The sequence below is a fragment of the Streptomyces sp. NPDC059816 genome (assembly GCF_042732055.1).
In the GTDB taxonomy this organism is placed as follows: domain Bacteria; phylum Actinomycetota; class Actinomycetes; order Streptomycetales; family Streptomycetaceae; genus Streptomyces.
Map to the genome: position 1 here is coordinate 46,746 of NZ_JBHWIQ010000018.1, position 24,630 is coordinate 71,375.

At 70.3% G+C, this 24,630-nt stretch carries 18 protein-coding genes; 10 read left to right on the forward strand and 8 right to left on the reverse strand.

Translation table 11 applies throughout. The features are described from left to right. Positions 1–65: 65 nt before the first annotated feature. On the forward strand, positions 66–533 hold the full coding sequence (locus ACFV88_RS23335; RefSeq protein WP_385493722.1) for a MarR family winged helix-turn-helix transcriptional regulator: 468 nt from the start codon (positions 66–68) through the stop codon (positions 531–533). Between the two features lie 204 nt (positions 534–737). Further along, positions 738–3,677 carry an FAD-binding and (Fe-S)-binding domain-containing protein gene (locus ACFV88_RS23340; RefSeq protein ID WP_385493723.1) on the forward strand — a complete coding sequence of 980 codons (2,940 nt, stop codon included), beginning with the start codon at positions 738–740 and terminating at the stop codon, positions 3,675–3,677. 27 nt (positions 3,678–3,704) lie between these two features. On the opposite strand, the gene ACFV88_RS23345 is transcribed toward ACFV88_RS23340, so the two are convergent. Then, positions 3,705–4,466: a L,D-transpeptidase family protein gene (locus ACFV88_RS23345; RefSeq protein ID WP_385493724.1), complete on the reverse strand. Its 762-nt coding sequence runs from the start codon at positions 4,464–4,466 to the stop codon at positions 3,705–3,707. A 256-nt stretch (positions 4,467–4,722) separates the two neighbouring features. Here ACFV88_RS23345 and ACFV88_RS23350 point away from each other — a divergent pair, with 256 nt between their 5' ends. Both ACFV88_RS23350 and ACFV88_RS23355 read left to right on the forward strand, forming a co-directional pair. After that, complete coding sequence (locus ACFV88_RS23350; RefSeq protein ID WP_385493726.1) at positions 4,723–6,552, forward strand: ABC transporter transmembrane domain-containing protein; 1,830 nt, start codon at positions 4,723–4,725, stop codon at positions 6,550–6,552. Beyond that, positions 6,549–8,339, forward strand: coding sequence for an ABC transporter ATP-binding protein (locus tag ACFV88_RS23355; protein WP_385493727.1), 1,791 nt, complete (start codon positions 6,549–6,551; stop codon positions 8,337–8,339). The genes ACFV88_RS23350 and ACFV88_RS23355 overlap by 4 nt, the downstream gene beginning before the upstream one ends. A gap of 77 nt (positions 8,340–8,416) precedes the next feature. On the opposite strand, the gene ACFV88_RS23360 is transcribed toward ACFV88_RS23355, so the two are convergent. Beyond that, on the reverse strand, positions 8,417–9,211 hold the full coding sequence (locus ACFV88_RS23360) for a metal-dependent hydrolase (RefSeq protein ID WP_385493728.1): 795 nt from the start codon (positions 9,209–9,211) through the stop codon (positions 8,417–8,419). Between the two features lie 213 nt (positions 9,212–9,424). On the opposite strand from ACFV88_RS23360, the gene ACFV88_RS23365 reads away from it, so the two are divergent. Continuing rightward, positions 9,425–11,938: a DEAD/DEAH box helicase gene (locus ACFV88_RS23365; protein WP_385493730.1), complete on the forward strand. Its 2,514-nt coding sequence runs from the start codon at positions 9,425–9,427 to the stop codon at positions 11,936–11,938. Here ACFV88_RS23365 and ACFV88_RS23370 read toward each other — a convergent pair. After that, positions 11,916–12,965 carry a DUF6397 family protein gene (locus ACFV88_RS23370; RefSeq protein WP_385493731.1) on the reverse strand — a complete coding sequence of 350 codons (1,050 nt, stop codon included), beginning with the start codon at positions 12,963–12,965 and terminating at the stop codon, positions 11,916–11,918. The two genes, ACFV88_RS23365 and ACFV88_RS23370, sit on opposite strands and share 23 nt — an antisense overlap. 141 nt (positions 12,966–13,106) lie before the next feature. Next, on the reverse strand, positions 13,107–13,520 hold the full coding sequence (locus tag ACFV88_RS23375) for a roadblock/LC7 domain-containing protein (protein WP_385493886.1): 414 nt from the start codon (positions 13,518–13,520) through the stop codon (positions 13,107–13,109). A gap of 109 nt (positions 13,521–13,629) precedes the next feature. Here ACFV88_RS23375 and ACFV88_RS23380 point away from each other — a divergent pair, with 109 nt between their 5' ends. Further along, positions 13,630–14,058 (forward strand): PPOX class F420-dependent oxidoreductase, encoded by a 429-nt coding sequence (locus ACFV88_RS23380; RefSeq protein ID WP_385493733.1) that lies wholly within the window; start codon positions 13,630–13,632, stop codon positions 14,056–14,058. A gap of 209 nt (positions 14,059–14,267) precedes the next feature. Here the strand turns inward: ACFV88_RS23380 and ACFV88_RS23385 are convergent, their stop codons facing one another. Together ACFV88_RS23385 and ACFV88_RS23390 are read right to left on the reverse strand one after the other, a co-directional pair. Then, positions 14,268–14,450: a hypothetical protein gene (locus ACFV88_RS23385; protein WP_385493734.1), complete on the reverse strand. Its 183-nt coding sequence runs from the start codon at positions 14,448–14,450 to the stop codon at positions 14,268–14,270. A 109-nt stretch (positions 14,451–14,559) separates the two neighbouring features. Then, positions 14,560–15,615, reverse strand: a complete 1,056-nt coding sequence (locus ACFV88_RS23390) for a fatty acid desaturase family protein (RefSeq protein ID WP_385493735.1) — start codon at positions 15,613–15,615, stop codon at positions 14,560–14,562. A 248-nt stretch (positions 15,616–15,863) separates the two neighbouring features. On the opposite strand from ACFV88_RS23390, the gene ACFV88_RS23395 reads away from it, so the two are divergent. From ACFV88_RS23395 to ACFV88_RS23410, 4 genes are all read left to right on the forward strand, one after another. Further along, positions 15,864–18,725: an SNF2-related protein gene (locus ACFV88_RS23395; RefSeq protein WP_385493736.1), complete on the forward strand. Its 2,862-nt coding sequence runs from the start codon at positions 15,864–15,866 to the stop codon at positions 18,723–18,725. A gap of 68 nt (positions 18,726–18,793) precedes the next feature. Continuing rightward, positions 18,794–20,080, forward strand: coding sequence for an SWF or SNF family helicase (locus ACFV88_RS23400; RefSeq protein ID WP_385493887.1), 1,287 nt, complete (start codon positions 18,794–18,796; stop codon positions 20,078–20,080). Between the two features lie 216 nt (positions 20,081–20,296). Beyond that, entirely contained in the window at positions 20,297–21,328 is a 1,032-nt protein-coding gene (locus ACFV88_RS23405) for an acetamidase/formamidase family protein (protein WP_385493738.1), read from the forward strand. A 184-nt stretch (positions 21,329–21,512) separates the two neighbouring features. Further along, the gene (locus ACFV88_RS23410) at positions 21,513–22,112 is read left to right on the forward strand and encodes an N-acetylmuramoyl-L-alanine amidase (protein ID WP_385493739.1); all 600 of its coding nucleotides are present in this window, start codon (positions 21,513–21,515) and stop codon (positions 22,110–22,112) included. 72 nt (positions 22,113–22,184) lie between these two features. Here ACFV88_RS23410 and ACFV88_RS23415 read toward each other — a convergent pair whose 3' ends face one another. Continuing rightward, complete coding sequence (locus ACFV88_RS23415; protein WP_385493740.1) at positions 22,185–23,564, reverse strand: FAD-binding oxidoreductase; 1,380 nt, start codon at positions 23,562–23,564, stop codon at positions 22,185–22,187. 147 nt (positions 23,565–23,711) lie between these two features. Continuing rightward, a complete protein-coding gene (locus ACFV88_RS23420) occupies positions 23,712–24,626 on the reverse strand; it encodes a LysR family transcriptional regulator (RefSeq protein ID WP_385493742.1) in 915 nt (304 codons plus the stop codon). Between the last annotated feature and the right edge of the window lie 4 nt (positions 24,627–24,630).

The following is a 24,630-nucleotide window of genomic DNA, read 5'->3' on the forward strand; positions in this document are numbered from 1 at the left end:
CTTCAGCGAGCATAGCTCATAGTTACCTATGTTCACAATGACATAGGTCCTGCTACTGTTCCGACATGAACACCCCGGACGCTGACGGCATCCTCGCCGAGCAGTTGCTACGGCTCACGCGTCGTGTGCACCGCATCCAGAAGCGGCACCTGGAGACCCGCGGGCTCGGCATCACCCCCGCCCAGTCCCGCCTGCTCAGGACGCTCTCGCTGTACGGCTCGCCGCCCCGCATGGCGGATCTCGCCGAGCGCCTGGAGGTCGTCCCCCGGGCCGTCACCACCCTGGTCGACGGGCTGGAGGCCGCGGACCAGGTGCGCCGAGCGCCGGATCCGACGAACCGGCGGGTGATCCGGATCGAGATCACCGACACCGGACGACGGACCCTCGACGAGCTCCGGTCCGTGCGCCGCGCCGCGGCGGAGGAGATCCTCGCCCCACTGACCGCCGGCCAGCGCGACGTTCTCGGCGCCCTGCTGATGGCGCTGATCGACGGCCCGGACCTGACATCGGGGCGGAGTCCCGAATCCCGTTAGGCCGCCCCGCCGGCCGTGGCCCGGCGAAGCAGGTGCCGGGCATCGCGCGTCGACGGTGGCGGCAAGGGTTTCCGGGATCCGGTGGGGCGTCATGGGGTGCACCGACCGCACTTGGGGCGATCATGAAAGGAGCCCCGGTGCGCGGCGGTCAGCTCGGGTGTGTTCGAGTGGGCACAAGCGAGCACAAGGAACGAGGAGGACCACATGCCCCTTCTGGAGCCGGACCCGGACATCCTGCGCCCCGTTTCCCGCCCGGCCGCCCCCGCCCCCGACCGGGTGGACGCCGAACTCTCCGACGGCACGCCAGAACCGCTGCGCGGTGAGCTCGTCGCCCTCCTCGGCGCGGACAAGGTGCTCACGAAGGTGTCGGATCTGGTGCGCTACGCGTCCGATGCCAGCCCGTACCGCTTCCTGCCGCAGGTCGTCGTCGTCGCGGAGGACATTGACGACGTCTCAGCCGTTCTCTCCTACGCGCACGGAAAGGGCCGGGAGGTGGTCTTCCGTGCTGCGGGCACCTCGCTCAACGGCCAGGCACAGGGCGAGGACATCCTGGTCGACGTGCGCAGGCACTGGGCCGGCATCGAGGTCCTCGACGACGGGGCCCGGGCGCGCATCGGGCCGGGGACCACGGTCGTCCGGGCCAATGCCACGCTCTCCCGGTACGGCAGGGTCCTGGGCCCCGACCCGGCCAGCGCCATCGCCTGCACCCTCGGGGGTGTGGTCGCCAACAACGCCTCGGGAATGACGGCCGGAACCACCCGGAACTCCTACCGCACCCTGGCCTCCCTCACCTTCGTCCTCCCCTCGGGGAGCGTCGTGGACACCGCCGACCCGGAAGCGGACGCACTGCTCGCCCTGGCGGAACCGGCCCTGTGCGAAGGGTTGTTGGGCCTCAAGAAGGAGATCGAGGCCGATCCGGAACTGGTCGCACGGATCCGCGCCAAGTACGAGATCAAGAACACCAACGGCTATCGCCTCGACGCCTTCCTCGACGGGTCGACCCCGGTGGAGATCATGCGCGGGTTGATGGTGGGTTCCGAGGGGACCTTCGGGTTCATCTCGGAAGTCGTCTTCGACACCTTGCCCCTGGACCGACACGTCACGACGGCGCTGCTGTTCTTCCCCTCCCTCCCGGCAGCGGCAGCCGCGGTGCCCCCGTTCAATGAAGCCGGGGCACTGGCCGTGGAACTGATGGACGGGAACACCCTCAGGGCGTCGGTGAGCGTGGAGGGCGTGCCCGCCGACTGGGCGACGCTGCCCCGCGACACCGCTGCGCTCCTCGTCGAGTTCCGGGCCCCGGACACCACGGCCCAGGAGGCGTACGAAAGGGCCGCGCGGGAGGTGCTGGCCACACTGGACCTGGTGCGGCCCGTCGCCTCGGTCACCAATGACTTCACCCGCGACCCGAAGACCGTCAGCGGGTACTGGAAGGCCCGCAAGGCGTTCGTCACCGCGGTCGGGGGTTCGCGCCCCTCCGGTACGACCCTGATCACGGAGGACTTCGCCGTACCCCCGTCAAGGCTCGCCGAAGCGTGCGAGGCCCTGCTCGAACTCCAGACCCGACACGGCTTCGACGCCGCCGTCGCGGGCCACGCGGCCCACGGAAACCTGCACTTCCTGCTCGCCTTCGACGCGGGTGACCCCTCTGACGTGGAGCGGTACGCTGACTTCATGGACGAGTTCTGCCGACTCACGGTGGAGCGCTTCGACGGTTCCCTCAAGGCCGAACACGCCACCGGCCGCAACATCACGCCCTTCCTGGAACTCGAATGGGGCGAGCGGGCGACCGGGTTGATGTGGCGCGTCAAACAGTTGATCGACCCGGACGGGATCCTGGCCCCCCGTATCGTCCTCGACCGGGACCCGAGGGCCCATCTGCGTGGTCTCAAGACCATCCCCAAGATCGAGCTCATCGCCGACCCCTGCATCGAGTGCGGCTTCTGCGAGCCCACCTGTCCCAGTCAGGACGTCACGACCACACCCCGGCAACGCATCGTGCTGCGCCGCGAGATGACACGTCAGCCCGCGGGCTCCCCCGTCGAGGAGAGGCTGCTGGACGCCTACGGTTACGACGCCGTGGACACCTGCGCCGGTGACTCCACCTGCAAGCTGGCGTGTCCGGTCGGCATCGACACCGGGGCGATGATGAAGGACTTCCGGCACGCACGCCACTCGCCGCGCGAAGAACGCGTGGCCGCGTTCACCGCCCGGCACTTCGCGGTGGTCGAAGCGTCCGCGCGTCTCGCCGTGGCGGCCGCGGACCGCATCAGCGACCGGCTGCTCACCGCGATCACGCGCGGGGTGCGCAGAGCGGTCCGCCCCGACCTCGTTCCGGAGTGGCTACCCGGCATCCCGGGGGCGGCCCCTCGCACGCTGCCCCGCACCAGCCGGGCGGGCGCCACCGCCGTGTACTACCCCGCATGCGTCAACCGCATCTTCGGCGGGCCCGACGGACAGCGGAGTCCGTCGCTGCCCGAAGCCGTGGTCGCGGTGTCCTCCCGTGCGGGCAAACCGGTGTGGATCCCCTCCGACGTGTCCGGAACCTGCTGCGCCACCATCTGGCACTCCAAGGGGTACGAGTCCGGCAACGCCGTGATGGCGAACCGGATCGTCGAGGCGGCGTGGGCCTGGACGGAGGGCGGGCGGCTTCCGCTGGTCGTGGACGCCTCTTCGTGCACGCTCGGCATCGCCCATGAGGTCGTGCCGTACCTGACCCCTGCCAACAGGGAGATCCACCGGGAGCTCACGATCGTCGACTCCGTCGTGTGGGCCGCCGAAGAGCTCCTCCCGCACCTCACGATTCACCGCACCGTCGGTTCGGCGGTGCTCCACCCGACCTGTTCGATGCGGCACCTGGGCGACGAGGCCCAGCTCCGGACGGTGGCGGAGGCGTGTGCCGACGAGGTGGTGGTGCCCGAGGACGCCGGTTGCTGCGCCTTCGCGGGCGACCGGGGGATGCTGCACAGGGAACTCACCGAGTCCGCCACCCGCAAGGAGGCCGCAGCGGTGACCGCACGCGACTTCGACGCGCGCCTCTCGGCGAACCGGATGTGCGAGGTCGGCATGGACCATGCGACGGGTCAGCGCTACCACTCGGTCGTGTGGGAGCTGGAACGCGCCACGCGGCCCGGTCCGCCCGACTGAACCGCCCGAACCGCCCGCCGGCAGCGGCTACGCGCCCAGTTGCGCCCGGTCCCCCATCACCACGACGGGTCGCAGATCGGGGTCGAGGGTACGGAGCAGGTACTCCATACCGGACTTCGACAGACTCACGCACCCCGACGTCCCACTGCCGTGGTCCATGTGGAACCAGATGCTCCCACCCTTGGACCGGCCCAACGGACGGGTCGGGTCGTTGGGTGCGGTGCCCTGCACCCGGTTGTAGTCGATGGCGATCACGTAGTCGAAGTCGTTCCAGTAACGCTCGGCCCAGTAACGCGGCGCCTGGAAGGCAGCGGAGTGCGCGTACGGGAGCTTGCTCCCCGGGTCGGGCAGCACCCCGCCGGCATCGGACAGCGAGAACACGCCGACCGGGCTGCGCTTGTCGTTCTCCCGATGGTCCGGGGTCCACCCCTTCCGCCCGTTGTGCGCGGGCCAACTGCGCGCCGCCCGCCATTCGGTAGCCTGTTTCGTGTATAGCACCACGGTCGACTTCGCGGAATCCTCGTGGTCTCCGTACACCGCGACGACCTGCCGCGTTGTGGCCGGAATGCGGTTGCGGATCCGGTCGCCGACGCCGGGTATCCTGTCGAAGCGAGCCGGGTGGGGATCGGAGCGGGGTTCGGGGCGGGCCGGTGCAGAGACGCCGTCCTGGTCACTTGCTCCTGGCTTGCTCGGGGGGCCTCCGCCCGTTCCGCAGGCGCCCAGCAGGGTGAGGAGAGCGGCCCAGACCACAGCGAAGGTCATGGGCCGTGACGCGGCGACAGTAAGCATGCACCCCATGTTCGCACCGCGTGGACGAGTGTCGGCGACCGTCGTGCGAAGTGCGCAGCGGGGTCCCGTCGGTTCCTCGCCGGACATGGGCAATTCGTTTGCTTGATCGAGGGGAGGAGGGTGAGGCTTTCACGGTTGACTGCTCCCAAACCGCGCGCGCGGTTCTGACAGCGCACGCTCAGGTCCGCCGTCCACTCGGACGGCTTCCTCTCCACCCTCCACCTACCCTCTGTCCACATCCGAGTCCTGGGACACCATGCACATCCAAGACCTCCCGTACGCCGACCCCGGTGTGCCCGACGTGCGATCAGGCCCCCGGTTCCTGTTCTGGCTCGGGCGGAACCAGTTAGGCGGCCAACTCAAAGCCCTCATGTGGGGGTTGATCCACCTGATGGCCGTGGCCGGCTTACCGTTCGCCGTTGGTTTCGCCGTCGAAGCAGTCGTCGACCGTTCGGGGACCCAACTGGCCCTCGCGGGTGGGGCGCTCGCCCTGCTCGGGCTGAGCATCGCCCTCGGCGACACCATGTTGCACCGCGTCGCCATGAGCAACTGGATCACCGCTGCGGCCCGGGTCCAGCAGTTGTTGGTCCGCAAGACCGCCCTGCTCGGGGCCGCGCTGACACGGCGCGTGGCCGCCGGCGAGGTCGTCGCCGTCTCCACCTCGGACGTCGAGAAGATCGGCTGGTTCGTCGACGTCCTCTCCCGCTTCGCCGCCGCAGTCGTGACGGTCCTGGTCATCTGCGTCGGCCTCGTCGTCTACGTACCCGAGCTCGGTGTCATCGTGGCGGTGGGCGCCCCCGTTCTGGTGCTGGGCGTCCTCCCGCTGCTGCCCGTCGCCGCCCGCCACGCCGATGCGCAGCGCGACAAGGCCGGGTACGCCACCGAGTTGGCCTCCGACACGGTGGCCGGCCTGCGGGTGCTGCGTGGCATCGGCGGTGAGGAACTGTTCCTCAGCCGGTACCGGTCGGCCTCCCAGGCGGTCCGGGGGGCCGCCGTCCGCACGGCCCGCACCTGGTCGCTGATCTCCGCGATCCAGGTCTTCCTGCCGGGCGTCCTCCTCGTCGCCGTGGTGTGGCGCGGGGTGCTGCTCGTCCAGGACGGAAGCATCTCCGTGGGCGCCCTGGTGACGGTGTACAGCGCAGTCACGCTGTTGAACCTTCCCCTGCGTCACTTCGAGGAGTTCGCGATGGCGTACTCCTTCTCCCGGCCCGCGGCGGTGCGCGCCGCACGGGTCCTCTCGTTCGAGCGGGCCGTGGAGGCCCCGGGCCCTGGCCCGCGGCCCGACGGAGACGGTCCGGACACCCCGTCCACCGTCGGTGTCGGGGCCACCGCCGAGCAGCGCGTCGCGCCGGCGGACGGCCCCCTCCCGGCCGGCGACCTGTACGACCCGACCACCGGGCTCCTGGCCCCGTCCGGACGGCTCACCGCCGTGGTGTGCGGGGACCCGGACGTCGCGGGCGAACTCGCCGAGCGCCTCGGGGGGCACGTGGCCACGGACGACGACCCGGGCCCGTCCGTGCTCCTGGGCGGAACGGCACTGGACGACCTGTCGCTCGGCGCGGCCCGTACGGCCGTCCTGGTGCAGGACAAGGAGCCCGTACTGCTCTCCGGCACCCTGCGCGACCTGATGGACGTCCCCGCGTCGGGGAAGGTGTCGGCGGAGCGGGCGTTGGAAGCCGCCCAGTGCGCGGACGTCATGGCCGCACTGGCCCAGAGCTCGGGCGAGGCAGCGGACCCGTTCGACGTGCGGATCACCGAGCGCGGTCGTTCCCTCTCGGGCGGGCAGCGCCAGCGATTGGCGCTGGCGCGCTCGCTGATCACCGACCCGGAGGTGCTCGTGCTGGACGAACCGACCTCGGCTGTGGACTCCCACACCGAGGCCCGGGTCGCCGCGGGTGTCCGCGCGGTGCGGGACGGGCGCACCACGGTGGTGTTCACCTCCTCACCGCTGCTGCTCGACCGGGCCGACCGGGTGGCCCTGGTGCACGAGGGTGCGGTGGCGGCCGTCGGCACGCACCGCGAGCTGTTGGACGGGGAACCCCGCTACCGGGCCGTGGTCACCCGCGAGATGGAGGAGAAGGCATGATCGGCGTCGCGCCCCCCAGCCATGACCCCGCTGCTCCGACGACGGCGAGCACCTTGCCGGTCGGTGGGCCCAGCACCGTACGTGCCTACGTCGGCGAGCTGGCGCGCCGGCACCGGGTGGCGTTCCTGGTCCTCGTCACGGTGAACTCCATAGCCGTGATCGCCTCGATGGTCGGGCCCTATCTGCTCGGTTCGCTGGTCGAACGGCTTTCCGCGGGCGACGCCACGTTGCAGGAGCTGCGGATCGGCCCGACGGTGGGGTTCTTCGCCCTGGCGCTCCTCGTCCAGGCGCTCTTCATCCAGCAGGTCCGGCTGCGCGGTGCGGTCCTGGGCGAGCGGATGCTCGCGGACCTCAGGGAGGACTTCCTCGTCCGGGCCGTGCGGCTGCCGCCCGGGGTGTTGGAGCGGGCGGGGACGGGCGATCTACTCTCGCGCATCACCACCGACATCGACCGTCTCTCCAGCGCGATGCGTGAGGCGGTTCCCCAGCTCGCGATCGGTGCGGTATGGGTCGCGCTGCTGCTCGGTGGGTTGGCCGTCACCGCTCCCCCGTTGGCTCCGGCGGTCCTCCTCGCGGTGCCCCTGTTGGTCGTGGGGGCCCGGTGGTACTTCAAGCGGGCACCGCAGGCGTACCGCTCGGAAGCCGCCGGCCTCGCGGCCGTCGCCGGCGCACTCGCCGAGACCGTCGACGCGGGGCGCACCGTGGAGGCGCACCGTCTGGGCGGACGGCGGGTGGAGCTGTCCGACCGCCGGGTCGCCGAGTGGACCGCGTGGGAGCGCTACACGCTGTGGCTGCGCTCGATCCTGTTCCCGGTCATCAGCCTGACGCACATCACCGTGCTGTGCTCCGTGCTGATGGTGGGCGGTGTGTTCGTCCTCAACGGTTGGATCACGGTCGGGCAGCTCACGACCAGTGCGCTCCTCGCCCAGATGATGGTGGACCCCGTCGCGCTGATCCTGCGCTGGTACAACGAGCTCCAGGTGGCCCAGGTGTCGTTGGCCCGGTTGGTGGGCGTGCGGGACATCGAGCCCGACGCGGGCGACGCCTCGGTGGTTCCCGGGGGCCGTACGGTCCACGCCGACCACGTCCGGTTCGGGTACCGCGAGGGAGTCGACGTGCTCCGTGACGTGTCGATCAAGGTCGAGCCCGGTACCCGGGTGGCCCTCGTCGGACCGTCGGGGGCGGGCAAGTCCACCCTGGGCCGGTTGCTGGCCGGCATCTACGCGCCGGGCTCGGGCGCGATCACCCTCGGAGGGGCCGAGCTGTCCCGGATGCCCGCGGAGCGGGTGCGTTCCCATGTGGCCCTCGTCAACCAGGAACACCACGTCTTCGTGGGAACGCTCCGCGACAACCTGCGGCTGGCGCGTTCCGGTGCGCAGGACGAGGAGTTGTGGTCAGCCTTGGAAGCCGTGGACGCGGATGCATGGGCCACGTCGCTGGCGGACGGGCTGGACACCGAGGTGGGCTCGGGGGGTGTGGCGCTGACTCCGGCGCAGGCCCAGCAGGTCGCACTGGCCCGCCTGGTGCTGGCGGACCCGCACACCCTGGTGCTGGACGAGGCGACCTCGCTGATCGACCCACGGTCCGCTCGCGAGGTGGAGCGGTCGCTGGCCAACGTGCTGGAGGGCCGGACCGTCGTGGCGATAGCCCACCGGCTGCACACGGCGCACGACGCCGATGTGATCGCCGTGGTGGAGCAGGGCCGGATCGCGGAGCTGGGCAGCCATGACGAGCTGGTCACCGCGGGCGGCACGTACGCGGCCCTGTGGCGTTCCTGGCACGGATGACGGTGTGGGGCACCGAGCGGTGCCCGCCGTCGGTGCGCCGGCCCTCCCGTTCTTCCGGGGGGCCGGCGCACCGGCTGTCAGATGACGTTCAGTGCCACGGCACCGCCCACGCCGCCGAGCAGCATGAACGCGGGCATGAGCACCTTCACCTCGACCCAGCTGCCCGCACGGAACCGCATGAACTTCGGCGGGCCCAGTGGGTACCAGCGCCTCCCGGCTATCGGGAGCGGCCACAGGACCGGGCAGCCGGACACGGTGAGCGCGTCGCCGAGGTCGTGGACCAGCGCACCCAGCACGATCGGCAGCCCGAGCCACAGGTACTCCTGGCCGGGGGCGGTGAACAGCCAGTCCGCACCGTTGCCCGGTCGGTCCAACACGCCGGCGAGGATCCAAGAGCTCGTTGCTGCGAGCAGCCAGACGAGGACATCGCCGCCCTGGCCGCGGGTGGCTCGCCAGAGCAGGCCCTCGATCGCGAGGACCAGGTGGACGAACAGCAGGGCGAGGACCGCCCACCGTCCCCCGGTGATCGCGAGCGCCGAGGCGCCTCCACCGATCAGGACGGCCCAGAGCCAGGTGTGGGTGAGGGTCCGGTGCCCGCCGGAGCGCCGGGGGTCGCCGGGCTTGCGGGTGCCCTTGTAGACGGCGTAGGAGAGCCGGTCGACGATCTCGCACAGGGCCCGGGAGACCGGCCCGAAGGCGCGCGATATCGTCGCGGCCTTGTGGTCGAGGTCCGGGGCGAGCGCGGCGCCCGCGCAGATCAGTGCGCCGGTGAGCAGGACCGGCCAGGGCATGGCGTGACCCGCCGCTGCCGCCGCGGCTCCCACCCCCAGCCAGGCTGCCGCTCCTGACAGGGAGTGTGCCGGTCCCATCATGGTGGTGCCCCGCCCCTTTGTTCCTGTTGTTCGTGGTTCTCGTGTGCCGCGGACCCGTGCCCGGGGGTTTTCCCGGATCCGGATGGTCCCCTCCTGAGCGGGAGGGGCCGTCCGCGCGTCCTGACGTCGTGTCGGCGCATCAGCGTAGCGTTAGCGATCTTCGTACGGTCATCCGATTCCGTGATCGGGGTCGGAGCCAGGCAAGATAGGCGTGTGACCCTCATCGCTCAGCTGCCGCAGTCCGCCGACCCCGACGCCCTTTACGAAGCATTCGAGTCGTGGGCAACGACGCGCGGGATCACGCTCTATCCGCATCAGGAGGAGGCCCTGATCGAGGTCGTCTCCGGGGCGAACGTGATCGTGTCGACGCCGACCGGGTCGGGCAAGAGCATGATCGCGGCGGGCGCGCACTTCGCGGCGCTGGCGCGCAACGAGGTCACCTTCTACACGGCACCGATCAAGGCGCTCGTTTCGGAGAAGTTCTTCGAGCTGTGCAAGATCTTCGGCACGGAGAACGTCGGCATGCTGACCGGTGACGCCTCGGTCAACTCCGACGCTCCGGTCATCTGCTGCACGGCGGAGGTGCTCGCCTCGATCGCGCTGCGCGACGGCAAGAACGCGGACGTCGGCCAGGTGGTCATGGACGAGTTCCACTTCTACGCCGAGGGTGATCGTGGCTGGGCGTGGCAGATTCCCCTGCTGGAACTGCCGCAGGCGCAGTTCGTCCTCATGTCGGCGACCCTCGGCGACGTGTCGATGTTCGAGGAGGACCTGACGCGCCGGACGGGTAGGTCGACGGCGGTGGTCCGGTCGGTGACGCGCCCCGTGCCGCTGTCGTACGAGTACCGTCTGACCCCGCTCACGGACACCCTGACCGAGTTGCTGGCGACGAAACAGGCGCCGGTGTACATCGTGCACTTCACCCAGGCACAGGCGGTGGAGCGGGCTCAGGCCCTCATGAGCATCAACATGTGTTCGCGTGAGGAGAAGGACCGGATCGCCGAGCTCATCGGGAACTTCCGGTTCACGACCAAGTTCGGCCGCAACCTGTCGCGCTACGTCCGGCACGGCATCGGGGTGCATCACGCAGGGATGCTGCCCAAGTACCGACGGCTGGTGGAGAAGCTGGCCCAGGCGGGTCTGTTGAAGGTGATCTGCGGTACGGACACGCTGGGCGTCGGAGTGAACGTTCCCATTCGCACGGTCCTGTTCACCGCTCTCACCAAGTACGACGGGAGCCGGGTGCGGACGCTGCGCGCGCGTGAGTTCCATCAGATCGCGGGCCGCGCCGGGCGGGCGGGCTTCGACACGGCCGGACTCGTGGTGGCCCAGGCCCCGGAGCACGTGATCGAGAACGAGAAGGCGCTCGCGAAGGCGGGGGACGATCCCAAGAAGCGTCGCAAGGTGGTGCGCAAGAAGGCGCCGGAGGGGTTCGTGGCGTGGACGGAGGCGACCTTCGACAGGTTGGTCACCGCGCAGCCCGAGCCCTTGACCTCGCGTTTCCGTGTGACGCACACCATGCTCCTGTCCGTGATCGCCAGGCCGGGCAACGCCTTCGACGCGATGCGGCATCTGCTGGAGGACAACCACGAGCCCCGTAAGCAGCAGCTGCGGCACATTCGGCGTGCCATCGCGATCTACCGGTCGCTGTTGGACGGCGGCATCGTGGAGAAGCTGGACGAGCCGGACGCGGAGGGTCGGATCGTCCGGCTGACCGTCGACCTCCAGCAGGACTTCGCGCTCAACCAGCCCTTGTCGACGTTCGCCCTCGCCGCGTTCGAGCTGCTTGACCCGGAGTCGCCGTCCTACGCGCTCGACATGGTCTCCGTCGTCGAGTCCACCCTCGATGACCCCCGGCAGATCCTTGCCGCGCAGCAGAACAAGGCCCGTGGTGAGGCGATCGCCGCGATGAAGGCGGACGGCATCGAGTACGAGGAGCGCATGGAGCGGCTCCTGGACGTGTCGTACCCCAAGCCGCTCGACGAGTTGCTCTTCCACGCGTACGACACCTACCGGCTCAGCCACCCGTGGGTGGGTGATCACCCGCTGTCGCCGAAGTCGGTGATTCGTGACATGTACGAGCGGGCCCTCACCTTCACGGAGTTCGTGTCGCTGTACGAGTTGGCGCGCACCGAGGGCATCGTCCTCAGGTATCTGGCGAGTGCGTACAAGGCACTCGACCACACCGTTCCCGATGACCTGAAGTCGGAGGATCTGGAGGATCTCATCGCCTGGCTCGGTGAACTGGTCCGTCAGGTGGACTCCAGCCTGCTCGACGAGTGGGAGCAGTTGGCCAATCCGGAGGAGATGACGGCGGAGGAGGCGCAGGAGCGTGCCGATCAGGTGAAGCCGGTGACGGCCAATGCGCGGGCGTTCCGAGTGCTGGTACGTAATGCTCTGTTCCGTCGGGTGGAGTTGGCGGCCCTCGACCACGTGGACGAGTTGGGTGCGCTGGATGCGGACTCGGGCTGGGACGCGGATGCCTGGGGCGAGGCGATGGACCGCTACTGGGACGAGTACGACGATCTGGGTACCGGCCCCGATGCACGCGGGCCGAAGCTGTTGTCGATCGAAGAGGACGTCCAGCACGGGCTGTGGCGGGTTCGGCAGGCCTTCGCGGACCCCAACGGCGATCACGACTGGGGCATCAGCGCCGAGGTCGACCTGGCTGCCTCCGACTCCGAGGGCAGGGCTGTGGTCCGGGTCACGGCTGTCGGACAGTGGTGAGGGGCCCGAGCGCACGGCGGGTCCTTCCCTTCTGACGGCCGAGCGACGACGCGGTGCGCCGCGGCGGTTCCGATCCGGCGTCGCAGCCGCCCGACGAGTTGCCGACAGCGGTGGTGGCCGGGGGCGTTCGACACGGCCTCGGCCCATGTGTCGCTGGTGGGTCTGAGTCCGGACACCCGGGGTTCCGCTCGCGGGCGCTTTGAAGGCAGCGGCGGAGGTGGGCCTGGTACCCGCGGATCTCGTCCTCGGTCTCGGCGGTCGTGAGGTCGGGGGAGCGGGAGGCAGCGTACCGGTTTCCCGTCGTGGTGGCGGGGCGCCTGGGCCGCAGGTCGTGGAGGCGTGCTCGCTCGTCGGGGTCCGGGACCGTGTGAGCGATCTGTTCGTCGTTCAGGAAGGCGGCGCTCACCGCCGCGCTCTCCCAGGGGCCGTTCGCGAGTCCCAGGAGGCTTTCGTGGCACCGGGCTCGCCAGTTGCGGGCCCGGGAGTCCAGTCCTGCGTCGAGCTGTTGTTTGAACGGGGCGGGCGTCCGACCGGTGAGGAGCGCGCGGTGCTCGGGACGGGCCGCGAACTCTTCCACTTCCTCGGCGAGGTAGCGCCAGACGACCGCCCGGTAGCGGTTGCGGTAGTGGAGTACGGGCGTGAGCCTGCCCAGTCGTGCGAGCCTGGTGAAGCGGGCGGCGGTGATGCCGAGGAGGGTCGCAGCCTCCGATGTGCCGAGGGTCTTGACCTGTTCGCGCAGGGCATCGGGAAAGCCGGGTTGGGTGCGGACCCGGTCGATCTCCGCGCGGGCGACCCGCCGCTCTCCGGGACCGCCCCCGCGCACCGTGTGGATCCGGCCGAGCCGCACCGCGAGTTCGAATTCGGCGCGCAAGAGGGCGAGTTGCCTGGCGGCCTGAGTCGGCGCGAGCGTGGGAGGGTCCTGCTTCCCGGCCCGGGGCGCGATGGGCGCCGGTGCCGGCGCTTGCCCACCGAGTAGAACACGTCCGAACGGTCGGTCGGCGATGGGTGTCATGACGTTCTGCTTCATGTGCTGCTTCCCCCGTGAAGTGGTGCTGGTCTCTCGGGAAAAACCGTAGCGTGAATCGCCCTCATCCCGCCGGGCCTGTGGATAACTTCCCTGGATGTTGACTCTTCGCAGGTCAGAGGAGGTTCTCGCGAAGCTGTGCGCTCATCTGTCGACTATCGACGTGCGCTCCGGATACCGGGCCCCCACCCCGAGATGCTCCCCGACGCGGTTCACGAGCAGCGTCATTTCATAGGCGACCTGACCGATGTCGACCTCGGCCGTGCTCAGTACACAGAGGCAACTGCCTTCCCCCGCGGCCGTCACGAACATCACCGCTCCGTCGAACTCGATCATCGTCTGGCGCACCCGACCGGCCCCGAAGTGCCGGCCCGAACCCTTAGCCAGGCTGTGCAGGCCGGATGCCACCGCGGCGAGGTGTTCGGCGTCCTCACGAGGCAGCGCGGTGCTGGCACCGGTGACCAGCCCGTCGCTGGAGAGGACCAGCACGTGCCTGACGTGTTCGACCCGGTCGATCAGGTCGTCCAGCAGCCAACTCAGTCCCGTCTTCTGGCCCATCGTCATGCTCTCCCCGCTCCCCATGCTCCCGGCCTTCCCACCCGCCGACCGGAGACTCCTTTCCGCAAGCCTTCCCCACCCTTGGCCCCTGGGCAAGCAGGATGGCCACATGGCACAGAAGATGACCGACGAGCGGTGGAGGGCCTTCGTTTCGCAGGGCACGCGCACCGGGAAGCTTTCAACGGTTCGGGCTGACGGAAGCCCGCACATCGCACCGATCTGGTTCGTCCTGGACGGCGACGAACTGGTCTTCAATACGGGGAAGGAGACTGTCAAGGGGCGAAACCTGGCCAACGAGAAGCGTGTCGCGCTGTGTGTGGACGACGACCAGCCTCCGTTCGCCTTCGTCATCATCCAGGGTCGCGCCAGCCTGTCGGAGGACCTGGACGAGGTGCGCCACTGGGCCGGGCGCATCGGTGGCCGCTACATGGGCGCGGACCGTGCTGAGGAGTTCGCCGCCCGCAACGGCGTGCCCGGGGAGCTCCTGGTCCGACTGCACATCGCGAAGGTGATCGGCTACGAGGGCGTGGCGGACTAGCCGATCCGGGGCGCACGCCAGGCGATGCGCGCCCCGTCAGCCGCTCGCGTCCAGCGGTGCCACCGGTCCCGGCCGGGAGGCCGGGCTGATGCCCGATGCCGCCCCGCCCCGGGGTGAGCGACCGCTCCGCCGGCCACGACCGGGCGATGTCCCCGAACGCGCCACGGCCCCGGGGCGCGGGGCCGGACCTTGCGGTCCCCCTCGGCGCCTCAGCGCCCCAACTCCTTGCGACTCACCCGTCGCAGCCTGCGCCGCTGGGAGGGGTCCAGCGCCAGGTAAGCGGCGGCGGGCACTCCCAGGACGATCAGGAGGACCGCCCAGAACGGCAGCCAGATCCACAGGATGAGTCCGACCGCCACACCACCGGCTGCGATCTTCGCTCGCTTCGACATCCGTGTCGCCTCCTTCTTCACCGCGCCTGTCGATTCCTACAGAACAGAACGACCTGATCGTCCGCGCAGTTCCGTCCCCCGACCCTGAGCCATCCCTGAGGCGCAACCCTCATCCGCCCCTGAGGGGCTCGCCCACGTCGTGCATGTGGCGCAGGGCCTGGCGGTAGGACGCGATGAGCCCGGTCTCCGTGTAGGGGATGCCCACCCGCTGGCAGTGCTCCCTGACCAGGGGCCGGGCGAGCTTCAGGTGCGGGCGCGGCATGCTGGGGAAGAGGTGGTGCTCGATCTGGTAGTTCAGTCCGCCGAGGAACCAGTCGGTGAGCGGGCCGCCCCGGACGTTGCGGGAGGTCAGCACCTGTCGGCGCAGATGGCCCCAACGCTCGCCCTCGGGGTCGGGCATCTCCATGCCCTTGTGGTTGGGGGCGAACGCCATGCCCAGGTGCAGGCCGAACAACGCCTGGTGGACGGCGGCGAAGGCCAGGGCCTTGCCCGGCGGCATGGCGCCGAACAAGAGCGCTGCGTAGCCTGCGACGTGCCCGACGAGCAGCGCCCCCTCGACACGACGTTCCCGGGTGTCCTGCCGCCGCAGATCCCGGAAGCCGGACACCTTGAGGGCCAGCCCTTCGAGCAGGGTCAGCGGAAAGAAGAGCCATGCCTGGTGGCGGGTGAGCCAACGCCGGAACCCCACGCGCAGCCTCGCTTGGTGGCTGGTGAAGACCAGGACGTCCGCGACCACGTCGGGGTCCTTGTCGATGTGGTTCGGGTTGGCGTGATGCCGGTTGTGCTTGTCGTTCCACCACGCGTAGCTCATGCCCAACACGAGGTTGCCGTGGACGAGGCCGACAGCCCGACCGATGCGCTTGTCGGAGGATATCTGGGCATGGCCCGCATCGTGGCCGATGAAGGCCGTGCGGGCGGACATGAGTGCCAGTGCGGGCGCGAACGCGAGGCTCCACCAGGAGTCCCCCGTGACGATCACCCCCGTGACGACGACACCGAACAGCAGCGCATTGACCGCGATGGCCACCGTGTACCACCCCGTGCGACGGTCGAGCAGACCCTGCGCCCGGACGTCACGGAGCAAGGGGGTGAACTCGCTGGGTTCGGATCTCCTGTCGGGGGCGCCCGCCTGCGGTTCCACGACGGGTGCAGCGGCCTCGGGCATGGGGTTCTCCGGTCTACGAAGGGTTGACCTGGTGAAACGTACGGTCCGGCCCTTCCGGGGACCATGCGGCCACCACCCGTCTTCTCCGGGGGCGTTCCCTCCGGCCGTAGGGGGGTTGACCACACCGCTTGACCACACCCCGCCTGCAACGTGACGCATACCACTATTGACATTCGAGCGTATTGTCATTCGACGATCTACAATGGGCCGCTTGCCTTCTAATCAAATTTGAGGAGTGTGCCTTAGTAGTGCAGAGCCTCCCCTCGACGTCGGGGGACGTGACCTCCGGTCTCGCTCGCCTGACCACGGTGTTCGTACCCTCCGACCTTCCTGGAGCGCAGCGGGTCGCCTTCTGGTGCCCCTCGGGGGACCCGCTGCCGGACACACCCCCGGGACAGACCGCGGACCTGACCGTCGTGATACCCCACGAGGGCGGTGTCGCCGCGGTCGACGTACCCGCGCGCATGCTCCCCGTCCCTGCAGCACTTCCGTTCCTCACCCGCGCCCGTGCCCTGGACACCGCACACCCCACCACGGCCTTCTGGGGCAGCGCGACCCTGTTGGCCCTCCACTTCGCAGCCCGGGGCCTCCTGCTGCCCGGCTTGGACGCGGACGATCACGACGCATGGCGGTTCGGCCCGCTCGGCGCCCAGGACGCCCAGCGGGTGCGCGAGTTGGCCGCCTCGATGCCGCCGGCTGCCCATGCCCTGCCGGTGTACGCGGGCGGGGCGTTGCACCTGCCCGAGCCCGAGGAACACCTGTGGGCCTTCCTCGGTGCGGTGGCCGACGCGCTCCCCCGCTCCCCCGCTGCCGTGTTCGCCGCCGGTTCGGCGCCCTTCGCAGCTCTCGAACGACACCGGTTGCCCGAGCTTCGGAACTGGGCCGCGGACGTGGCGGCAGGACATGACGCGGGCGTGCGCATCTCCCTGAGGGTGGAGGTCCCCGGGCTGACCCCGACCGATCCCGACACGGCTCCCATCTCGTTCCGTGCCGTGCTCCAGGCCCACAGCGCCAGCGACCCCACCGTGATCGTGGACGCGGCCGACATCTGGTCGGCCGCCGGCGGATCCGCGGTCCTCGGCCCACAAGCCCGGATGGACGTGCTGCTGGCACTGCGCCGGGCCACGCGTGCTTGGACGCCCCTCGCCCCGCTCCTGTCGGCCAGCGTGCCGGACGCCGTCGACCTCATGGACGAGGAGGTCATCGACCTGCTCGGCGCCGGGGCGCGTGACCTCGCTCTCGTGGGGGTGGAGGTGCACTGGCCGCGGGAGTTGGCGCACCGACTCACCACGCGTGCCGTGATCGGCCCGCCGGTGGATGCCACGGGCCGGGGCCACGGCGAGTCCGGCGCCCCGTCCTTCCTATCCGCCGACTCCCTGCTCGCCTTCGACTGGCGCTTCGCCCTGGGAGACCGTCCGCTGAGCAGAGCGGAACTGGACCAACTCGCCGAGGCGAAGCGCCCGGTAGTGCGACTCCGTGACCAGTGGGTCCTCGTCGACCCCGTCGAGGCCGGACGTGCTCGGGCCCGGCAGGACCACAAGGTGTCCCCGGTGGACGCGCTCAACGCCGTGCTGACGGGTGCCACGGAGGTCGACGGGCAGACCGTTCGGGTGGAGGCGGCGGGCTGGCTGAAGGGGCTGCGTGAACGGCTGTCCGATCCGGAGGGGATGGCCCCCGTGGACCCGCCCGAGGCGCTCGCGGCCCGCTTGCGTGACTACCAGGTACGGGGGCTCACCTGGCTGGCCCGCATGACCTCGCTGGGGTTGGGCGCCTGCCTCGCCGATGACATGGGGCTGGGCAAGACGATCACCGTGATCGCGCTGCACCTGCACCGCCAGCGGGAAGCAGAGTCCGCGGGCCCCACACTCGTGGTCTGCCCGACGTCCCTGATGGGCAACTGGCAGCGTGAAATCGAGAAGTTCGCACCCGGCGTCCCCGTGCGCAGGTACCACGGCGCCCAGCGCTCGTTGGAATCGCTCGCGAACGGCGAGTTCGTGCTCACCACGTACGGCACCATGCGACGCGACGCGACGCGGCTCGGCAGCGTGTCCTGGGGACTGCTCGTCGCCGACGAGGCACAACACGTGAAGAACCCGTACTCGGCGACCGCCAGGGAACTGCGCACCATCGGCGCGGGCGCGCGGGTGGCGCTCACCGGCACCCCGGTCGAGAACAACCTCTCCGAACTGTGGGCGATCCTCGACTGGACGACTCCCGGCCTGCTCGGTCGGCTGGCAACGTTCCGCAGCCGCTACGCCCGCGCGGTGGAGTCCGGTGTCGACCCGCAGGCGGCCGAACGGCTCGGGGCGCTGGTGCGGCCCTTCCTGCTGCGCCGGCGCAAGTCCGACCCCGGCATCGCCCCGGAACTCCCGCCGAAGACGGAGACCGACCGCGCGGTGTCCCTGACCCCGGAACAAGCGGGACTGTACGAGGCGGTGGTGCGCGAGGCGCTCGCGGAGATCGCCAGCGCCGAGGGCATGGCCCGCCGGGGGATGATCGTGAAGCTGCTGACCGGGCTGAAGCAGATCTGCAACCACCCCGCCCAGTTCCTCAAGGAGGTCGAGCCCCGCATCGAGGGGCGCTCCGGCAAGCTGGAGCTGCTGGACGAACTGCTCTCCTCGATCCTGGCGGAGGGTGCGGGCGTTCTGGTGTTCACCCAGTACGTGCAGATGGCGCGGCTCCTGGAGCGGCATCTCGCGGCGCGTGGGGTGGCCACCCAGTTCCTGCACGGAGGAACCCCGGTGGCGGAGCGCGAGGCCATGGTCGCTCGCTTCCAGGAGGGCGCGGTGCCGGTGTTCCTGTTGTCCTTGAAGGCCGCCGGCACCGGCCTCAACCTGACGCGCGCGGAGCACGTCGTGCACTACGACCGCTGGTGGAACCCCGCCGTCGAGGCGCAGGCCACGGACCGCGCGTACCGCATCGGGCAGACCCAGCCCGTGCAGGTGCACCGGCTGATCGCCGAGGGCACGATCGAGGACCGGATCGCGCGGATGCTGGTGCGCAAGCACGAGTTGGCGGAGTCGGTACTCAGCGGCGGCGAATCGTCCCTGACCGAACTCTCCGACGCCGCGCTGGCGGATCTGGTGACCTTGCGGGGAGGTCCGCGTTGAGTTCCGCCGGGGGCTTCGACGGGGCGTACGGGAGAAGCAGTCAGTACGAGGACGCGGAGGCGAACGGTATGCACACGGGCGAGGACGGGATCTCCCCGGCGGACGGTGAGGAGCGGACGTTCGCCACGCTGCCCCCCACCCGGGGCAGGGGTTTCGCCCTGACCTGGTGGGGCCAGGCGTGGCTCAGGGCGCTGGAGGACACCGCGCTGGACCTGGGGCAGTTGAAGGCCGGGCGGGCACTCGCGCGCGCAGGTGCCGTGGGTGCGGTGACGGTGCGCCCGGGCAGGATCATCGGCGTGGTGCGGGATCGCGACGGCACCGCCCACCGGTCGGACGTGCTGATCCAGGAGCTCGGGGACGACGAGTGGGACCGGCTACTGGACATGATGGTGGACCGGGCGGCGCACATCGCCGCCCTACTCGACCGTGACATGCCGCCTCACCTGGTCGAGGACGCGGCGACGGCGGGGGTGGAGCTCCTGCCGGGGATCGGCGATCTGGAGCCGGAGTGCGACTGCGGCGCGTGGGACCAGTGTGCTCACACGGCCGCGCTGTCGTACCAGATGGGGCGGATCCTGGATGAGGACCCCTTCGTCCTGCTGCTCCTCCGCGGGCGCGGGGAGCGCAGGGTGTTGGACGAGTTGCAGGTGCGGAGCGTCCTGCGCGCAGCCGCCGAGGACCCGGGAGAAGACACGGACGCCGCGGTGGGCGTGGACGCCGTCGAGGCGTTCGCGGCGGGCTTCGTCCTGCCCCCGCTGCCCGAGCCGCCCGGCCTGCCCGCCGCCCCGGGATCGCCGCCCGCCTTGGACGTCGAGACGAGCCCAGCGCCGGCCGTCCTGCCGGAAGCCCTGGAGTTCCTCGCGCTCCAGACGGCCCGCGAGGCACACCGGCTGCTCGCTGAGGCGCTGTCACCGCACCACGCGGATCGGCCCGTCCCCGCCACGACCCTGGAACAGGACGCCGTGCGACTGGCCGCGGGCGAGCCGGGCGGGGAGGCGCTGGGCCGCCTGGCGGCGGCTTCCGGTCGCACCGGCGAACAACTGGCGCTGGCGGTGCGTGCCTGGAGCTACGGCGGCGTCGAGGCGGTGACCGCTTGGGAGCGGGAGCACACGCTCACACCCGAGGAACGGGCTCGGGCGGGGACGATGGTGGACTCCGCATGGGAGGAGGACGAGCGCCCCGCGCTGCGGAACGAGGGCAGCCGCTGGACCACTGCGGACGGGCGCGCGCAGCTCCGCGTCGACGGGGACGGCCGGTGGTGGCCGTTCCGGGAGGACGGCGGTCACTGGGTGCCCGCCGGAAACGCGGCGAAGGATCCCGCGACGGCCCTCGCGACGGCGCTCGGTACCGGGTGACGCCCCGCGCCGAGCCCTCCTGGACACCAAGGTGTCGGGGCGAGGCGCGCGGCGTCGGCCGCCTCGTTCACTCTTTAGAGTGCCGGAGTTATCCACATTTTCATCAAGGCCCACAGATGTCCCGTCGGGGCTTCCGCTCCGATCTTCGGGAGTCGTACCTTTGCAGCACACGAGGCAGCCCCTTGGCCCTCGCAGAGCAAGAGGAGCACCGCCGCGATGAGCGACCCCCGGATGATCACGGTCCGTCCCGAGCCGGGTGACTACGCCTGGACGTTCGGTGGCGCCGCACCCTTCGCGCGCATCACCCCCGGAACGGTGCTGGACCTCTTCACCGAGGACTGTTTCGGCGGCCGGGTGCGGTCGGACAAGGACCTCGTCTCCCAGGTGTGCGAGTTCCCCTACCTCAATCCGCAGACCGGGCCCTTCTACGTGGAGGGTGCCGAGCCCGGTGACACGGTGGCGGTGCACTTCGTGTCGATCGACCCCGCTCGGGACTGGGCGGCATCGACGACGGTGCCCCTGTTCGGAGCGCTCACCTCCACGTCCTCGACGGCCTCGTTGCAGGCGCCGTTGCCGGAGACCGTCTGGATCTGGGAGCTCGACCGGGCCCGACGGACCGCACAGTTCCGGGCCAAGGACAGCGACATCGCGATCGCCCTGCCGATGGACCCCATGCACGGCACCGTCGGGGTCGCACCCGCCCATCTGGAGGTGCGTTCGGCCCTCGCTCCGGGCGCGCACGGCGGGAACATGGACACCCCGGAGATGCGCGCGGGCGTCACCTGCTACCTCGGGGTCAACGTCGAAGGTGCGCTGCTGAGCCTCGGCGACGGTCACGCCCGACAAGGTGAGGGCGAGACCTGCGGGGTCGCCGTCGAGTGCGCCATGAACACGGTGGTCATCGTGGAACTGCTCAAGGGGGTGTCCACTCCCTGGCCGCGCCTCGAATCGGATTCGCACCTGATCTCCACCGGCTCGGCCCGCCCGCTGGAGGACGCCTTCCGCATCTCCCAACTCGACCTGGTGCAGTGGCTGGTGCGGGATTACGGATTCAGCGAACTCGACGCCTACCAGTTCCTCACCCAGACGGTCGAGTCGCCCGTGGCGAACGTCTGCGACACCAACTACACCTGCGTCGCGAAGATCCGCAAGGAGTGGCTGCCGGTGCGGGAGACTCACCGGGGTCTGCACACCAGACTGCGGGAGATAGCCGCCACCCTCCCCCGCTCCGACCGTTCGGCCCACTAACCCGAAGGCATCCGGCTCGGTGGCCCGCGCCGCGCACCGCATTCCCGTCACCCCATGCGGGGCTGACGCGCGGTCAGGGGCTCGACCGCTGCCACGAGGGTGATCAGACCGTGGGCCGTCGCCCGCACACCGACCGTACCCGCTCCCCATCCATGCTCACCGCAACCGCAGAGACAGGAGAGTCATGCAACGGCCCCCGGGTGAGCCGAGCCGACGCCGCCTACTGAACCGAGCCGCCCTCGCGGCGATCCCCACGGCCCTGTTCCCCTCGTCCCGTGCCTTCGCGCGTCCCCAAGGAGTCGACTACCCGACGGCGCAGCCGGCGCCCGCGAGTACGTCCAACTACACCGCGTCGAGCCGCCCCAACAGCTACGCCGTCGATCGAGTCGTCGTCCATGTGACCCAGGAGACCTGGCTGGACACGCTCACGATCTTCCAGAACCCTTCGAAGAAGGTGTCCGCCCACTACGTGGTGCGCTCCGAGGACGGGCACGTCGCGCAGTGCGTCCGCGAACGCGACATCGGCTGGCACGCGGGGAACTGGACCTACAACACTCGGAGCATCGGAATCGAGCACGAGGGCTGGGTCGACCAGCCCGAGTACTTCACCGACGCCCTCTACCAGAGCTCGGCCGTGCTCACCGCAGCCCTCTGCGCGAAGTACGGCATCCCGCGGGACAGACAGCACATCATCGGCCACAACGAGGTGCCGGGAGCAGACCACACCGACCCGGGGCCGCTCTGGGACTGGTCACGGTACATCCGGCTGGTGCAGTCGGTCTGATCTGCATCGAGCCGCCCGCCGGTGACGGAACCGGCTCGATCCAGCGGAAGGCCCGTCGAACGGACCGGCGGGTCACACCGCCGGCTCGATGTTCTGGTTGCGGCGGAAGACGTTGGCGGGGTCGTAGACGGCCTTCAACGCGGCGAGACGGTCGAGAACGGGCTTCTCGTAGAACTCGGACCGGAGCTCGTCCGCGGCCCGCTCTCCGTAGACGAAGTTGAGCGAGCGGCCCAGGGTCCAGGGCCGGACGGCGTCGTCGAGGAGTTGGTGCACGGCACGTACGTCCGCGAGGTTCTGCCCGTCGGGTACGGACAGGATCCGCAGGACGTACGCGGCGTCCCGGAAGCTCAGGGCGCTCGGCGTCTCGGGTTGACGCGACAGGGCTCCGCCCAGGTGACGGAGGTCCACGATGCACCCCACGGGGGCGTCCGCACCCGCCAGTTGACGGACCGCTTCGAGGACCGCCGGGTCCAGCTCGCTCAGCAGCACGCTGTTGCCGTCGTAGGGGTGGCTGAAGTCCGGTTCCCGGTAGATGGAACCCGTCTCCCGGTAGGGAAGCTCACCGAGGTGTTCGAGGAGCACGGGAGCGACGTCCAACCAGGGGCGCACCAGATCCGGACCGCCGCTCAGGTCGGTCGTGGTGAACCGTACGTGCAGCACATGTCGACCGCGCAGGACCTCGGGAAGGGAGGGCATCGGCGGGTAGCCGATCATGCCCAGGGAAGCGGTCATGCTGTCTGGGACTCGGGACGTCCACTCACGGAAGAAGGACATCACCGCCACGGCGTGCTCGGAGTCGAAGAACAGCCCGCCACCGTAGACGCGGGAGACCGATTGGAGGTCGATCTCTAGGCTGGTGACGATGCCGAAGTTGTCGCGCCCGCCGCGGAGCGCCCAGAACAGGTCGGGCTGGTTGACGGCCGTGACCTCGCGCAGCTCGCCGTCGGCGGTGACGACGTCGAGCGCGCGCACGTGGTCGGCCGCGTAGCCGAACTCACGGGCCAGCAGGCCCATGCCTCCGGCGAGGGTGTAACCCACGACACCGACGTGTCCGGCTGAGCCACTGGGCGGGGCCAGTCCGTACGGTTCGGCCCGTTCGACGACGTGGTGCCAGCGCGCTCCGGCGTCGATCCGCGCGCGCCGGGTCTCCGGATCGACGGTGACCTCCGTCATCCGGTCGGTCTTCAGGAGCAGGCCGCCACGGTCGACCACCGTGAGTCCGTGCCCGGTCGACTGCACCGCCACCGCCATCCCCCGTACGGCGGCGAACCGTACGGCAGCCTGTACGTCGTCGGCACCGAGCGCACAGACGATGACCGCGGGTTGGTGGCTGAACCCGGCCTGGAATCCGCGTAGTTCTTCGTCGTACCCGTGCTCACCGGGGAGGAGCACGCTGCCGCGGACGTCGTCCGCCAAGTCGGAGAAGGGATTCGGAATGCTGTCGGTGGGCATCTTCTGCTGTCCTCGTCCTCGTACCGTCCGGGAGCCGTTGGACCCGGGCTCCGCTGCTTCGACCATCCTCGGCGGGAAGGTGATCAGAAGTCCAAGAGCTGGTCCTGCTCGCTCCCATAAGCGATCCTGCTGGACGAACGGGGACGGTCAGTCGGCGGCGTGCCCGCTCCTGGGGGCGGAGTCCGCCCAGGTCAGCCGGGCATGCCGGAGAAACGCCTTGGCCGCGGGGCCGATCGGCCCGCCCGTGCGCCAGGCGATCGCCATGCGTCCCCGCAGCCCCGGGGGGTCGAACCCGATCGTTTCGAGTACCCCGACGTGTTCGGCGGCCAAGGACTCGGGCAGTACCGCGGGCCCGAGACCACGCGCGGCGAGTTGGGCCAGTACCCCGGGATCACCCGTCTCCAGGGCGATGCGGGGCTCGAACCCCGCGGCGCCGCACGCCTCCTCCAGACATGTGCGGATGCCGGTGCCCCTGGGCAGGCTGATCAGGGGCCGGTCACGTAGGGCGTCGATCGCGACCGTTCTCCGGCCGGCCAACGGATCGTCGGGGCGGACCGCGATGACGAGCGGTTCGTCCACGAAGACGTCGAGTTCCACATCCGGTGGGGTGGTGGCGGTCAGGGCCACGACCGCCACGTCGAGCCGCCCGGTGTGGAGGCCCTCCAGCAGGAAGTCGGAGTCGTCCTCCACAAGGGTGATCTCCACAGCGGGATGGGCCTGGTGGAAGTCCGCCAGCACGCCGGGCGTGCTGAGGCCCGGGCACGAGCGCACCGTTCCCACCGAGACGCGTCCGCGCACGAGCGCCGCGAACTCGTCGGAGACGAGCCGCACGGCGGCCACCCCGTCCAGTACCGCACGGGCGTGGCCGAGGACCGCCACGCCCACCTCGGTCAGGCGCACGGTCCGCCCCGAGCGGTCCAGGAGCTCGTGGCCCAGCTCCCGTTCCAGTCGCCGTACCTGTGCGCTGACCCCCGACTGAGCCACGTACAGCCGTGCGGCCGCCTTGGTGAAACTCGCTTCCTCCGCGACCGCGACGAAGTACTCCAACTGCCGCAGCTCCATGACA

Coding starts and splice junctions, on each gene's coding strand:
- ACFV88_RS23405 (WP_385493738.1), top strand. CDS start 20,297: ATGAGCGACCCCCGGATGATCACGGTCCGTCCCGAGCCGGGTGACTAC.
- ACFV88_RS23360 (WP_385493728.1), bottom strand. CDS start 9,211: ATGATGGGACCGGCACACTCCCTGTCAGGAGCGGCAGCCTGGCTGGGG.
- ACFV88_RS23370 (WP_385493731.1), bottom strand. CDS start 12,965: ATGAAGCAGAACGTCATGACACCCATCGCCGACCGACCGTTCGGACGT.
- ACFV88_RS23410 (WP_385493739.1), top strand. CDS start 21,513: ATGCAACGGCCCCCGGGTGAGCCGAGCCGACGCCGCCTACTGAACCGA.
- ACFV88_RS23340 (WP_385493723.1), top strand. CDS start 738: ATGCCCCTTCTGGAGCCGGACCCGGACATCCTGCGCCCCGTTTCCCGC.
- ACFV88_RS23350 (WP_385493726.1), top strand. CDS start 4,723: ATGCACATCCAAGACCTCCCGTACGCCGACCCCGGTGTGCCCGACGTG.
- ACFV88_RS23355 (WP_385493727.1), top strand. CDS start 6,549: ATGATCGGCGTCGCGCCCCCCAGCCATGACCCCGCTGCTCCGACGACG.
- ACFV88_RS23345 (WP_385493724.1), bottom strand. CDS start 4,466: ATGCTTACTGTCGCCGCGTCACGGCCCATGACCTTCGCTGTGGTCTGG.
- ACFV88_RS23400 (WP_385493887.1), top strand. CDS start 18,794: ATGCACACGGGCGAGGACGGGATCTCCCCGGCGGACGGTGAGGAGCGG.
- ACFV88_RS23415 (WP_385493740.1), bottom strand. CDS start 23,564: ATGCCCACCGACAGCATTCCGAATCCCTTCTCCGACTTGGCGGACGAC.
- ACFV88_RS23420 (WP_385493742.1), bottom strand. CDS start 24,626: ATGGAGCTGCGGCAGTTGGAGTACTTCGTCGCGGTCGCGGAGGAAGCG.
- ACFV88_RS23375 (WP_385493886.1), bottom strand. CDS start 13,520: ATGGGCCAGAAGACGGGACTGAGTTGGCTGCTGGACGACCTGATCGAC.
- ACFV88_RS23335 (WP_385493722.1), top strand. CDS start 66: ATGAACACCCCGGACGCTGACGGCATCCTCGCCGAGCAGTTGCTACGG.
- ACFV88_RS23380 (WP_385493733.1), top strand. CDS start 13,630: ATGGCACAGAAGATGACCGACGAGCGGTGGAGGGCCTTCGTTTCGCAG.
- ACFV88_RS23390 (WP_385493735.1), bottom strand. CDS start 15,615: ATGCCCGAGGCCGCTGCACCCGTCGTGGAACCGCAGGCGGGCGCCCCC.
- ACFV88_RS23385 (WP_385493734.1), bottom strand. CDS start 14,450: ATGTCGAAGCGAGCGAAGATCGCAGCCGGTGGTGTGGCGGTCGGACTC.